The 12,665-nt window shown below is 69.5% G+C and carries 11 protein-coding genes and 1 riboswitch; of the genes, 7 read left to right on the forward strand and 4 right to left on the reverse strand.

The window, feature by feature from the left end:
• Nucleotides 1-111: 111 nt before the first annotated feature.
• The 4 genes from ABZ192_RS38130 to gcvT form a co-directional block, all read right to left on the reverse strand.
• Nucleotides 112-1,479 carry an L-serine ammonia-lyase gene (locus ABZ192_RS38130; RefSeq protein ID WP_356929047.1) on the reverse strand — a complete coding sequence of 456 codons (1,368 nt, stop codon included), beginning with the start codon at nt 1,477-1,479 and terminating at the stop codon, nt 112-114.
• Nucleotides 1,480-1,574: 95 nt separating this feature from the next.
• Nucleotides 1,575-2,837: a serine hydroxymethyltransferase gene (glyA, locus tag ABZ192_RS38135; RefSeq protein ID WP_356929048.1), complete on the reverse strand. Its 1,263-nt coding sequence runs from the start codon at nt 2,835-2,837 to the stop codon at nt 1,575-1,577.
• A 14-nt stretch (nt 2,838-2,851) separates the two neighbouring features.
• The gene (gcvH, locus tag ABZ192_RS38140; RefSeq protein ID WP_086562694.1) at nt 2,852-3,229 is read right to left on the reverse strand and encodes a glycine cleavage system protein GcvH; all 378 of its coding nucleotides are present in this window, start codon (nt 3,227-3,229) and stop codon (nt 2,852-2,854) included.
• A gap of 99 nt (nt 3,230-3,328) precedes the next feature.
• On the reverse strand, nt 3,329-4,447 hold the full coding sequence (gcvT, locus tag ABZ192_RS38145) for a glycine cleavage system aminomethyltransferase GcvT (RefSeq protein WP_356929049.1): 1,119 nt from the start codon (nt 4,445-4,447) through the stop codon (nt 3,329-3,331).
• A 146-nt stretch (nt 4,448-4,593) separates the two neighbouring features.
• Nucleotides 4,594-4,693, reverse strand: a riboswitch (glycine riboswitch).
• A 183-nt stretch (nt 4,694-4,876) separates the two neighbouring features.
• Between gcvT and ABZ192_RS38150 the strand changes: the two genes are divergently transcribed.
• The 7 genes from ABZ192_RS38150 to ABZ192_RS38180 all read left to right on the forward strand — a co-directional run bounded on the left by ABZ192_RS38150 (nt 4,877) and on the right by ABZ192_RS38180 (nt 12,662).
• The gene (locus tag ABZ192_RS38150; protein ID WP_356929050.1) at nt 4,877-5,545 is read left to right on the forward strand and encodes an AAA family ATPase; all 669 of its coding nucleotides are present in this window, start codon (nt 4,877-4,879) and stop codon (nt 5,543-5,545) included.
• Nucleotides 5,546-5,612: 67 nt separating this feature from the next.
• Nucleotides 5,613-6,401 carry an enhanced serine sensitivity protein SseB gene (locus ABZ192_RS38155; protein WP_356929051.1) on the forward strand — a complete coding sequence of 263 codons (789 nt, stop codon included), beginning with the start codon at nt 5,613-5,615 and terminating at the stop codon, nt 6,399-6,401.
• A gap of 162 nt (nt 6,402-6,563) precedes the next feature.
• Entirely contained in the window at nt 6,564-7,364 is an 801-nt protein-coding gene (locus tag ABZ192_RS38160) for an enhanced serine sensitivity protein SseB C-terminal domain-containing protein (RefSeq protein ID WP_356929052.1), read from the forward strand.
• 340 nt (nt 7,365-7,704) lie between these two features.
• The gene (locus ABZ192_RS38165) at nt 7,705-8,703 is read left to right on the forward strand and encodes an ABC transporter permease (protein ID WP_356929053.1); all 999 of its coding nucleotides are present in this window, start codon (nt 7,705-7,707) and stop codon (nt 8,701-8,703) included.
• An 8-nt stretch (nt 8,704-8,711) separates the two neighbouring features.
• The gene (locus ABZ192_RS38170; protein WP_356929054.1) at nt 8,712-10,481 is read left to right on the forward strand and encodes an ABC transporter substrate-binding protein; all 1,770 of its coding nucleotides are present in this window, start codon (nt 8,712-8,714) and stop codon (nt 10,479-10,481) included.
• Nucleotides 10,482-10,572: 91 nt separating this feature from the next.
• Nucleotides 10,573-11,583: an ABC transporter permease gene (locus ABZ192_RS38175; RefSeq protein WP_037673243.1), complete on the forward strand. Its 1,011-nt coding sequence runs from the start codon at nt 10,573-10,575 to the stop codon at nt 11,581-11,583.
• Nucleotides 11,580-12,662, forward strand: a complete 1,083-nt coding sequence (locus ABZ192_RS38180) for an ABC transporter ATP-binding protein (protein WP_356929055.1) — start codon at nt 11,580-11,582, stop codon at nt 12,660-12,662. Before ABZ192_RS38175 ends, ABZ192_RS38180 begins: the two co-directional genes overlap by 4 nt.
• Nucleotides 12,663-12,665 lie beyond the last annotated feature (3 nt).

Below are 12,665 nucleotides of genomic sequence, written 5' to 3' on the forward strand. Positions count from 1 at the left end.
CCGACGTGGAAATGTCAACTTGAGTGGGTCATGGGACGGGCGCGGGCCGCCGTGGCGGTGATCCGGCCGGCCGCATCGGCGACAGTCGTCAGGCGGTCGGCCGGGACGGGGTCAGCACTCGATGATGTTGACGGCCAGCCCGCCCCGCGCCGTCTCCTTGTACTTGACCGACATGTCCGCGCCGGTGTCCTTCATGGTCTTGATGACCTTGTCCAGGGACACCTTGTGGGAGCCGTCGCCGCGCATCGCCATGCGCGCCGCCGTGACGGCCTTCACCGCGGCCATGCCGTTGCGCTCGATGCACGGGATCTGGACCAAGCCGCCGACCGGGTCGCAGGTCAGGCCGAGGTTGTGTTCCATGCCGATCTCGGCGGCGTTCTCCACCTGTTCCGGTGAGCCGCCGAGGACCTCGGCCAGCGCGCCCGCCGCCATGGAGCAGGCGGAGCCGACCTCGCCCTGGCAGCCGACCTCGGCGCCGGAGATGGAGGCGTTCTCCTTGAAGAGCATGCCGATCGCGCCCGCGGCGAGCAGGAAGCGGACCACGCCCTCCTCGTCGGCGCCCGGCACGAAGTTCATGTAGTAGTGCAGGACGGCCGGGATGATGCCGGCCGCGCCGTTCGTCGGGGCGGTGACGACCCGGCCCCCGGCCGCGTTCTCCTCGTTGACCGCCATCGCGTAGAGGGTGATCCACTCCATGGCGAGGGCCTTCGGGTCGCCCTCGGAGCGCAGTTTGCGGGCGGTGTTCGCGGCCCGGCGGCGCACCTTCAGACCGCCCGGCAGGATGCCCTCGCGGGACATGCCGCGCGCCACGCACGCCTCCATGACCCGCCAGATCTCCAGCAGTCCGGCGCGGATCTCCTCCTCGGTGCGCCAGGCCCGCTCGTTCTCCAGCATCAGCGCCGAGATGGACAGGCCGGTCTCCTGGGCCATCCGCAGCAGCTCGTCACCCGTGCGGAAGGGGTACTTCAGCACGGTGTCGTCGAGCTTGATGCGGTCCGCGCCGACCGCTTCCTCGTCGACGACGAAGCCGCCGCCGACCGAGTAGTACGTCTTCGACAGCAGCTCCGCGCCCGAGGCGTCGTACGCCCACAGGGTCATGCCGTTGGCGTGGTACGGCAGTGCCTTGCGGCGGTGCAGGACCATGTCGTCGTCGTAGGAGAACGCGATCTCGTGCTCGCCCAGCAGGTTCAGCCGGCCGCCGGCCTTGATCGTCTCCACCCGTTCGTCGGCCTTTTCCACGTCCACCGTGCGCGGCGAGTCGCCCTCCAGGCCGAGCAGCACCGCCTTGGGCGTGCCGTGGCCGTGGCCGGTGGCGCCGAGCGAGCCGTAGAGCTCCGCGCGGACCTTCGCGGTCGGGGCCAGCAGCTCCTCGTTGCGCAGCCGCCGGGCGAACATCCGTGCCGCGCGCATCGGGCCGACGGTGTGGGAGCTGGACGGGCCGATGCCGACCGAGAACAGGTCGAAGACCGAGATGGCCACGGGGACTCCTGACTACGGGGGTGGTGCAAGGGGTGGTGCAGGGGGAGAGGGCGCCCCGCCCCACGCGGAACGGGGCGCCCTGAAAGGCTTCTTCGTTATGCGGTCACACCCGGGTACAGCGGGTGCTTGTCGGCCAGGGCCTTCACCCGGGCCTTGAGGGCCTCGGCGTCGTACGACGGCTTCAGCGCCTCGGCGATGACGTCCGCGACCTCCGCGAAGTCCTCCGCCTGGAACCCGCGGGTGGCCAGGGCCGGTGTGCCGATCCGCAGGCCGGACGTCACCATCGGCGGGCGCGGGTCGTCCGGGATGGCGTTCCGGTTGACCGTGATGCCCACCTCGTGGAGGCGGTCCTCGGCCTGCCGGCCGTCCAGCTCCGAGTGGCGCAGGTCGACCAGGACCAGGTGCACGTCCGTGCCGCCGGACAGGACGTCCACGCCCACGGCCCGGACGTCGTCCTTCACCAGACGCTCGGCCAGGATGCGGGCACCCTCCAGCGTACGGCGCTGGCGCTCCTTGAAGTCCTCCGAGGCCGCGACCTTGAAGGCGACCGCCTTGGCCGCGATCACATGCTCCAGCGGACCACCCTGCTGACCGGGGAAGACGGCGGAGTTGATCTTCTTGGCCAGTTCGGCCGTGGACAAGATCACACCGCCGCGCGGGCCGCCCAGCGTCTTGTGGGTGGTCGTGGTCACCACGTGCGCGTGCGGCACGGGGTTCGGGTGCAGCCCCGCCGCGACGAGCCCGGCGAAGTGCGCCATGTCGACCATCAGGTACGCGCCGACCTCGTCCGCGATCCGGCGGAACGCGGCGAAGTCCAGCTGCCGCGGGTAGGCCGACCAGCCCGCGACGATCAGCTTCGGCTTCGACTCCTTGGCCAGCCGCTCCACCTCGGCCATGTCGACCCGGCCGTCGTCGCCCACGTGGTAGGCGATGACGTCGTAGAGCTTGCCGGAGAAGTTGATCTTCATGCCGTGGGTCAGGTGCCCGCCGTGCGCGAGGTTCAGACCCATGATGGTGTCGCCCGGCTTGAGCAGCGCGAACATCGCGGCGGCGTTGGCCTGGGCGCCGGAGTGCGGCTGCACGTTGGCGTGCTCGGCGCCGAACAGCTCCTTGACCCGGTCGATCGCGATCTGCTCGACCACGTCGACGTGCTCGCAGCCGCCGTAGTAGCGGCGGCCCGGGTAGCCCTCGGCGTACTTGTTGGTGAGGACCGAGCCCTGCGCCTCCATGACCGCGACCGGGGCGAAGTTCTCCGAGGCGATCATCTCGAGCGTGGACTGCTGCCGGTGCAGCTCGGCGTCGACCGCGGCGGCCACGGCCGGGTCGAGCTCGTGCAGGGGTGTGTTCAGGACGGACATACGGCTACGACTCCTCAGCCGGCGGAGAACGCGGTGTACTCGTCGGCGGAGAGCAGGTCGCCCGGCTCGTCCGTGACCCGCACCTTGAACAGCCAGCCGCCCTCGAAGGGGGCCGAGTTCACCAGCGACGGGTCGTTCACCACGTCCTCGTTGACCTCGGTGACCTCACCGGAGACGGGGGAGTACAGGTCGGACACCGACTTGGTCGACTCCAGTTCGCCGCAGGTCTCGCCCGCGGACACCGTGTCACCGACCTCGGGGAGCTGGACGAAGACCACGTCGCCGAGCGCGTTGGCCGCGTGCTCCGTGATACCGACCGTCGAGACGCCGTCCTCGGCGGCCGACAGCCACTCGTGCTCCTTGCTGTAACGCAGCTGCTGGGGGTTGCTCATGGCCTGGATTCTCCTGTACGCGCGGGAGTGCTGATGAAGGGGACTGCTGGTGAGCGCCGTGATGTGCCGGGGCCGCTGGTGCGGTCCGACGGCCAGTGTCTACTTCTGGCGCTTGTAGAACGGCAGCGCCACGACCTCGTACGGCTCGTGACTGCCCCGGATGTCCACGCCCACGCCGGTCGTGCCGGGCGCGGCGTGCGCGGGATCCACGTACGCCATCGCGATCGGCTTGCCGAGCGTGGGGGAGGGGGCGCCGGAGGTGACCTCGCCGATCACCTCGCCGCCGGCGACGACCGCGTACCCGGCGCGCGGGACCCGGCGGCCCTCGGCGACGAGCCCGACCAGCACGCGCGGCGGGTTCTGCTCGGCCCTGGCGGCGGCTTCGCGCAGGGCCTCGCGCCCCACGAAGTCGCCCTCCTTCTCGAACTTCACCACCCGGCCGAGCCCGGCGTCGAAGGGCGTCAGCGAGGTGCTCAGCTCGTGCCCGTACAGCGGCATGCCCGCCTCCAGGCGCAGCGTGTCGCGGCAGGACAGCCCGCACGGGACCAGCCCGGCACCCTCGCCGGCCTTGGTCAGGGCCTGCCACAGCTCGACCGCGTGCTCCGGCTTCACGAACAGCTCGAAGCCGTCCTCGCCGGTGTAACCGGTGCGGGCGATCAGGGCCGGGACCCCGGCGACCGTGCCGGGCAGCCCGGCGTAGTACTTCAGCCCGTCGAGGTCGGCGTCGGTGAGGGACTTCAGGATCCCGGGGGACTCCGGGCCCTGGACGGCGATCAGCGCGTAGGCTTCCCGGTCGTCGCGCACCTCGGCGTCGAAGCCGGCGGCGCGCTCGGTCAGCGCGTCCAGGACCACCTGGGCGTTGGAGGCGTTGGCGACGACCATGTACTCGGTCTCGCCCAGCCGGTAGACGATCAGGTCGTCGAGGATGCCGCCGTCGGCCCGGCAGATCATGGTGTAGCGGGCGCGGCCGGGCTTGACGCCGCCGATGTTGCCCACCAGGGCGTGGTCGAGGAGGGCGGCGGCCTGCGGGCCGGTGACGGTGATCTCCCCCATGTGGGAGAGGTCGAAGAGCCCGGCCCTCGTGCGCACGGCGTTGTGCTCGTCGCGCTCGGAGCCGTAGCGCAGGGGCATGTCCCAGCCGGCGAAGTCGGTCATCGTCGCGCCGAGCGAACGATGCAGGGCATCGAGCGCGGTGTGGCGCAGTGGCGTACTGCTCATCGGGCGGTCGTCTCCAAGGGCATGACGGGCGAGGTCGTTCCTCCCCATCTGTCATCGGAACCTGAGAGGTTCGCCATGACCGCACAGGACATGGCTTGCACCTTGGGTGGGACCACCGAGGACGGCGGCCCGCTTTTCAGATGTGCCTCGCCCGCGCGGTAACGGGGCCTGAGAGATTCAAGGGAGGGACTTGCTCCTTCGGCGCCCCAGCGTCAGCGGTGCTGGGAACTCTCCCGCGCGGATTCAAACGGCCGGTATGCAGTTGGCGCGCACATCATTGCACGCATCGTCGCGGGGTGGCAGGGGCACCACCCTGTAGCAGGGCTGTTGCGGGAAGAGGACTAAAACGAGAGACATCGGGCATTACCTTCTCTTTACACTCGGCGGGGATGGGACTGAAGTACCTGGCCCCAGGGGAGGACGATCACGGTGAACAGGACCACCGCGTACGCCACGACATCGGGCGTCGCGCTGCCCGAGCAGCCGGCCGCTCCGGCACGGGCGGCCTGCGGCCCGCTGCCGGTGCCGGTCGTCCGCGATCTGCGCGAGCGCGAAGGCCGAGGCCCGCATGCGCTGCTCTTCGGCCCCCGCGACCTCGTCGTGGTCACGGGCCTGCCCGGCAGCGGCAAGTCCACGCTGATGCGGCGCACCGTGCCGGGCCGGCGCATCGACTCCCAGGACACGCGCGACCGCTGGGACGGCCGCATGCCGCGCTTCCTGCCGTACGGGGTCTACCGCCCGCTCGTCCGCCTCGCCCACTACGCCGGACTGCGGCGCGCCCTGCGCACCGGCGAGGGCGTCGTCGTGCACGACTGCGGCACTCAGGCCTGGGTCCGCCGCTGGCTGGCCCGCGAGGCCCGCCGCCGGGGCGGCACCCTGCATCTGCTCATGCTCGACGTCACCCCCGAGGAGGCCCTGGCCGGCCAGCGCGACCGGGGCCGCGGCGTCTCGCGGTACGCGTTCCTGCGCCACCGTGCGGCGGCCAACCGCCTGCTGCGCTCCGTGGAGCGGGGCGAACTGCCCGCGGGCTGCGGCTCGGCGATCCTCGTCGACCGGGACGCGGCGGGCACCCTGCGCCGGATCGGCTTCACGGGCTGACCGCAGGCGGCCGGGGAGCCGCTAGCCTTTTGAGCCACAGCAGTGGTTCCAGGCAGGCGGTAGGCAGATGGACTTCCCGGCGGACTTCTCCGCGGACTTCCCGGCGCACACGCAGACCCACCCGCACGGCGGATGGCCCGGCAACGAACTGGAGGAGGTGCTCTCGGCCTCCCTCGGGGCCGGGCCGTCGGCCGGCGGGCGGATCGTCGAAGTGCTCGGCCGGAGTTTCGTCTGGGTCCCCCTGCCGAACGGCGGCGGCCCGCAGAGCGGTCCCCTCGACCTGCCCGGCATCGAGATCGAGGGCCAGGCGTACGTACCTGTGTTCAGCTCCGAGGAGCAGTTCCGCCAGGTCGTCGGCTCCCACATGTCGTACACGATTGCGCCCGCCGTGGAGTTCGCCCGCGGCCTGCCCCCGCACGCGGGGATAGCCGTCAACCCGGGTGGCGTCGTCGGCATACCCCTCCCGCCGCCCGCGGTGGCCGAGCTCTGCCGGGCCGGCCGGACCCCCTTGGACGGTCCCGCGAGCGGCGGCCGGGTCCGCCTCTTCGAGCCCGACTGGCAGGACGACCCGGTGGACTTCCTCGCCGCCGCCTCCGCCGAGTTCGAGGCCATCGGCGTCGTCCTCACCGCCCGCCGCTGCCTCGCGGCGATCGAGACCGCCGACCCGGTGATGTTCGTGGGCGTCGAACTCTCCCAGTGGGAAGGCGACCTGCGGGCCCTCCCCCTGGAGGCCCTGTCCCGAGCCGTGACCCGGTGCCCGGCCCCCTGGCAGGTCAACCTGGTCCTCCTGGACGTCGCGGAGGACCCGGTGGGCACCTGGATGAGGGACAGGGTCCGGCCCTTCTACCAGCGGTAGGGCGATGCCCTGAAGGGGCGCGGGCTGTAACATCATGCGGCTTCGCCGCGTGGCGCGACCAGCAACAGACGGGCCGCACCCGCCGGACGGGAACGAGTCCCGAGTCGGTGGGCGGGCTTAAGCTAGGTCACGGTCGAGGCGTTGTACGAAGGGGCGGTAAAGGTGAGCGCGAGCGGCACGGCCGCGGCCGGACAGGTCGAGCACATGCTGCGCCAGGTCACGCCCGGGCGTTACGACGCCTACGAGGCACTCCTGCGCGCGCTCGCGACCCCGAACTCCGGCCGGATCTGGATGCTCCTCTGGCACGGCCAGGCGGGCTCCCCCGACGCCCAGTACGGGAACATGGAGGTCGACGGCTACGGCTACGCCCCCTGTGTGACCTCCGCCCAGGAGCTCTCGGCGAGCGGCTGGAACCGCAGCTACGAGGTGGTCGACGGAGTCGACGTCGCCCGCGCCCTCTACCCCGACCACTACGGCCTCTGGCTCAACCCGCACGCCCCCGGCGGCGGCGTCGGCATCCCCTGGCTCGACCTGCGGCGGATCGCCACCGGCCTGGACCGCCAGCCCGCCGGCCCGCTGCGGCTGTCCGAACCGGCCATCGAGCTCCCGCAGTTCTACGCCCTGCTCGCGCAGAACGCCCACCGCACCCCGGCCGTCCGCTCGCTGCGCCGGGCCTGGGTGCAGCCCGCGCTGGGCGCGCCGTACCTCGCCATCGGACTGGATGTGTACGACACCTCGCCGCCGGCCGTGGATTCCGTGCGCGCGATGATGCAGCAGTCCCTCGGCGCCGTACCGGACGGGCTGCCCGTCTCGACCGTCGCCATGTCCGACGAGCACGACCCGGTCGCCATGTGGCTGCGCGCGAGCGCCCGCCCCTTCTACGACCGCGAGGCCCACGCCACCGCCCCGGTCCAGGCCCCCGCCTCGGGCTACGGCTACCCCCCGGTCCAGGGCCGCTACTGACCCACTCGGCGAGTCCCCGGGGCCCCTCATTCCTCACCTTCAAACGCGACCGGCTCTCGGCTCTCCGCGCGTAGATAGGGGTGAAGGATGCAAGTCTGTCCTAAAATGCCCCTGTCTCAGCGCGTCCGCCCCCCGCTACCCACTGTCCGGATAACGGAACCCCGCAGCCAGCATCACGTTTACGCATCCTTTCACCGCCAAGTCTGGCAACTGATCGCCAAAGCGTTGAAGACTCCCCGCAAGACACGGGCCGGGTCGGTCTCGTGTACGAGACAAACAAACCGCTACAGCGGCAGCCAGGGGCTCGGCGATCGCCGGCCCGAGAGGGGTCAATCGCACCGTGACCGCACCGATCGAGACCACCGGGGCGGAAGCCGGAGCACAGCCCGAGGCCGTGCTCTCCGGGGTCAAGAAGAGCCAGATCGAGGGGCGCTCGCTCACCCAGATCGCCTGGATGCGCTTCAAGCGGGACAAGGTGGCGATGGCGGGAGGCGTCATCGTCATCCTGCTCGTACTGATGGCGGTGTTCTCCAAGCCGATCCAGTGGATCTTCAATCTCGATCCCAACAAGTTCAACCAGGACCTCATCGACCCCGCGCTGCTCGCCCCCAAGGGCGGCTGGGGAGGTATGAGTTGGGATCACCCGCTCGGCGTGGACCCGCAGTACGGCCGGGACATGCTCGCCCGCATCATCGACGGCTCCTGGGTCTCCCTCCTGGTCGCGGGCGGCGCCACGCTGCTGTCCGTGTGCATCGGCACCGTGCTCGGCGTCATCGCCGGGTACTACGGCGGCTGGGTGGACAGTGTCATCAGCAGGCTCATGGACACCTTCCTCGCCTTCCCGCTGCTGCTGTTCGCCATCTCGATCTCGGCGTCCGTGCAGGACGGGTTCTTCGGTCTCGACGGTCTGTCCCTGCGCATCTGCGTGCTGATCTTCGTGATCGGCTTCTTCAGCTGGCCGTACATCGGCCGGATCGTGCGGGCGCAGACCCTGACCCTGCGCAAGCGGGAGTTCATCGAGGCATCCACGAGCCTCGGGGCGCGCGGCCCGTACATCCTGTTCCGGGAGCTTCTCCCGAACCTCGTCGCACCGATCCTCGTCTACTCGACGCTGATCATTCCGACGAACATCCTGTTCGAGGCCGCGCTGAGCTTCCTCGGTGTCGGTATCGCTCCGCCGCAGGCCTCCTGGGGCGGCATGCTCAGCAACGCTGTGGATCTCTACACGGCTGATCCGCAGTACATGTTCGTGCCCGGACTGGCGATCTTCATCACCGTCCTGGCCTTCAACCTGCTGGGTGACGGGCTGCGTGACGCCCTCGACCCTCGCAGCAAGTGATCCATCGAATGAGGGGGCTTCCTCAGGTGAAGACGAGAAGGGTGACCGCCGGCGTTGCGTCGGTCCTGGCACTGTCGCTGGGCGCTGCCGCATGTGGCGGCGGAGGTGACGACAACGACGGGAACGGAGGCAACGGCAAGAAGGACGCCGCGCTGACCTCGATCGTCAACCCGTCGAGCAAGAAGGGCGGGACGGTCACGTACGAGCACTCGGACGTGCCCGACTCCCTCGACCCGGGCAACACGTACTACGGCTGGGTGCAGAACTTCTCCCGCCTCTACGGCAGAACGCTCACCACGTTCAAACCGGCGGCGGGCAAGGAAGGCCTGGAGGTCGTCCCGGACCTCGCCGAGGGACTCGGCAAGTCCAGCCCGGACGCCAAGACCTGGACGTACAAGCTGCGCGCCGGCGTGAAGTTCCAGGACGGCACCCCGGTGACGTCCAAGGACGTGAAGTACGCCATCGAGCGCTCCAACTTCGCGCCCGAGGCCCTGTCCAACGGCCCGACGTACTTCAAGTCGTACCTGGAGGGCGGCGACAAGTACCAGGGTCCCTACAAGGACAAGTCCGCCGAGGGCATCAAGTCGATCGAGACGCCGGACGACCGGACGATCGTCTTCAAGCTGAAGCAGCCGTTCGCCGACTTCGACTACCTGGCGACCTTCTCGCAGACGGCGCCGGTGCCGAAGGCGAAGGACACCGGCGCGAAGTACGTGCAGAACATCGTGTCCTCCGGCCCGTACCAGTTCCAGTCCTACGACGAGGGCCGTGGCGCCACTCTGGTGCGCAACCCGCAGTGGGACGCGAAGACGGACCCGATCCGCAAGGCACTGCCGGACAAGGTCACGATCAAGTTCAAGGTCAACCAGGTCACGATCGACAACGACCTGCTCTCCGACAAGATCACGGCTGACGCCGCGGGCACCGGTGTGGCTCCGCAGACCCAGCCGAAGGTGCTGGCGGGCAAGAACGCCGGCCAGACGGACAGCTCGTACGCCGGAGCCACGCAGTACATCGCGCTGAACCTCAAGGTCGCCCCGTTCGACAACATCCACTGCCGCAAGGCCGTGCAGTGGGGCCTCGACAAGCAGTCGGTGCTGGACGCGATGGGCGGTACGCCGAAGGGTGACGTGGCGACCACGCTGCTGCCGCCGTCGGTCAACGGCTACACCAAGTTCGACACCTACGCGACCGAGGGTCACAAGGGCAACGCGGCCAAGGCCAAGGAAGAGCTGAAGGCGTGCGGCAAGCCGAACGGCTTCAACACGATCCTGACCGCCCGCTCCGACCGCCCCGCCGAGGTGGCGCAGGCCACGGCCGTCCAGGCGTCGCTGAAGAAGATCGGCATCAACGTCGAGATCAAGCAGTTCCCGGCCGGTAAGTACTTCTCCAACTTCGCCGGTGTCCCCAGCTACGTCCACGAGAACAAGCTCGGCATGCTCTCGATGGCGTGGGGTGCCGACTGGCCGACCGGCTACGGCTTCCTCGACCAGATCGTCAACGGCGCGGCCATCAAGCCCTCGGGCGGCAACAACCTGATGGAGCTGGACGACCCGAAGATCAACAAGGCCCTGACGGACGCGATCGCCAACACCGACGACGCGGCCCGCACCAAGGCCTGGGGCGAGATCGACAAGATGGTGCTCGACAACGCCTCGGTCGTGCCGGTCGTCTACCGCAAGAACCTGCTGCTCCGGCCGAAGTCCGCGACCAACGTCACGGTCACGCAGGCCTACCTCGGCATGTACGACTACCTGCTGATGAGCTCCTCCAAGTAACACCAGCAGGCCGGATCCTTCGAAAGGCAGGTGAAGGCACCGGGTGGCCGCGGCGGATGATCCCGCCGCGGCCACCCGGGGCCGTACAGCTGTGGCTGCGTACATCCTCCGACGCGTCATGGGCGCGGTGCTGTTGCTGCTGGTGGTCAGCGCAGTCACCTTCGCCATCTTCTTCCTGGTGCCCCGTCTCGGGGGCCAGACGGCCGACCAGTTGGCCACCCAGTACGTCGGCAAGGACGCGAACCCCGAGTCCGTCGCCGCGATCAAGAAGAACCTGGGACTGGATCAGCCCGTCTACGAGCAGTTCTGGAACTTCCTGAAGGGCCTCGTGGCGGGTGCCGACTACCGGTTCGGTCCCGAGGCGACGCACTGCGGCGCACCCTGCTTCGGGTACTCCTTCAAGAGCCACATCGAGGTGTGGCCGCAGTTGGAGCAGCGGATCCCGGTCTCCTTCTCGCTGGCCGTCGGTGCGGCGGCGATCTGGCTGATCAGCGGTGTGACGACGGGTGTGATCTCGGCGCTGCGCAAGGGCAAGCCGATCGACCGCATCTCCATGTTCATCGCGCTCGCCGGCGTCTCGCTCCCGATCTTCTTCACCGGCCAGGTGCTGAACGCGCTCTTCGTCTACGAGATCCCCATCTGGGACAGCATCGACTACGTCCCGTTCACGCAGAACCCGGCCGAATGGGCCTGGCACCTGCTGCTGCCCTGGATCAGCCTCGCCTTCCTGTTCTCCGCGCTCTACGCCCGGCTCACCCGGGCGGGCATGCTGGAGACGATGAGCGAGGACTACATCAGAACGGCCAGGGCCAAGGGCCTGAAGGAGACCACGGTCGTCACCAAGCACGGCCTGCGCTCCGCGCTCACGCCGATCGTCACGATCTTCGGCATGGACTTCGGCACCCTGGTCGGCACCGCGGTGCTCACCGAGACCGTGTTCTCCCTGCAGGGCATCGGCGCATACTCGGTACAGGCCATCAAGGACAACGACCTGCCCATCGTGATGGGCGTGACCCTGGTCGCCGCGTTCTTCATCGTCTTCTGCAATCTCGTCGTCGACCTGGTGTACGCCGCCATCGACCCCCGGGTGAGGTACTCGTGAGCAAGCTCGACAAAGCCGCGCTCGGCGAACCGGACACCGTCGCCCCGTCCGTGGACGACGACGTGTTCCTGTCCGTCCGCGATCTGCGCGTCCACTTCGACACGGACGACGGCCTGGTCAAGTCGGTGGACGGCGTCAGCTTCGACGTGCGCAAGGGCAAGACCCTGGGCATCGTGGGCGAGTCCGGCTCCGGCAAGTCCGTCACCTCGCTCGGCGTGATGGGCCTGCACCGCTCGGCGCGCGCCAAGGTCTCCGGCGAGGTCTGGCTGGACGGCCAGGAGCTGATCGCGGCCGACCCCGACGACGTGCGGCGGCTGCGCGGCCGGAAGATGGCCATGATCTTCCAGGACCCGCTGTCGGCGATGCACCCCTACTACTCGGTCGGACACCAGATCGTCGAGGCGTACCGGGTCCACAACGACGTCAGCAAGAAGGCGGCCCGGCAGCGGGCCATCGAGATGCTGGACCGGGTCGGCATCCCCGAGCCCGCCAAGCGCGTGGACGGCTACCCGCACGAGTTCTCCGGCGGTATGCGCCAGCGCGCCATGATCGCCATGGCGCTGGTGAACAACCCCGAGCTGCTCATCGCCGACGAGCCGACCACCGCCCTGGACGTCACCGTGCAGGCGCAGATCCTCGACCTGATCCACGATCTGCAGAAGGAGTTCGGCTCCGCGGTCATCATGATCACCCACGACCTGGGCGTGGTCGCCGAGATGGCAGACGACCTGCTGGTCATGTACGGCGGCCGGTGCGTCGAGCGCGGCCCCGCCGAGGACGTGTTCTCCGAGCCCCGGCACCCCTACACCTGGGGACTGCTCGGCTCGATGCCGCGCATGGACCGCGAGGAGACCGACCGGCTCATCCCGATCAAGGGCGCGCCGCCCTCCCTCATCAACCTCCCGTCCGGCTGCGCCTTCCACCCGCGCTGCCCGTACGCGGACATCCCGAAGGACAACGTCACCCGCACGGTCCGCCCCGAGCTGACCGAGGTCGGCGGCTCGCACTGGGCCGCCTGCCACATGACGCAGGAGCAGCGGGAGCGTATCTGGACCGAAGAGATTGCGCCGAAGCTGTGAGCG

Source organism: Streptomyces sp. NPDC006235 (assembly GCF_040613735.1).
In the GTDB taxonomy this organism is placed as follows: Bacteria; Actinomycetota; Actinomycetes; order Streptomycetales; family Streptomycetaceae; genus Streptomyces.

What these genes read in the sequence shown, in the direction of transcription:
- ABZ192_RS38155 (WP_356929051.1), top strand. Translation starts at nt 5,613, where the DNA reads ATGGACTTCCCGGCGGACTTCTCCGCGGACTTCCCGGCGCACACGCAG.
- ABZ192_RS38170 (WP_356929054.1), top strand. Translation starts at nt 8,712, where the DNA reads ATGAGGGGGCTTCCTCAGGTGAAGACGAGAAGGGTGACCGCCGGCGTT.
- gcvT (WP_356929049.1), bottom strand. Translation starts at nt 4,447, where the DNA reads ATGAGCAGTACGCCACTGCGCCACACCGCGCTCGATGCCCTGCATCGT.
- gcvH (WP_086562694.1), bottom strand. Translation starts at nt 3,229, where the DNA reads ATGAGCAACCCCCAGCAGCTGCGTTACAGCAAGGAGCACGAGTGGCTG.
- glyA (WP_356929048.1), bottom strand. Translation starts at nt 2,837, where the DNA reads ATGTCCGTCCTGAACACACCCCTGCACGAGCTCGACCCGGCCGTGGCC.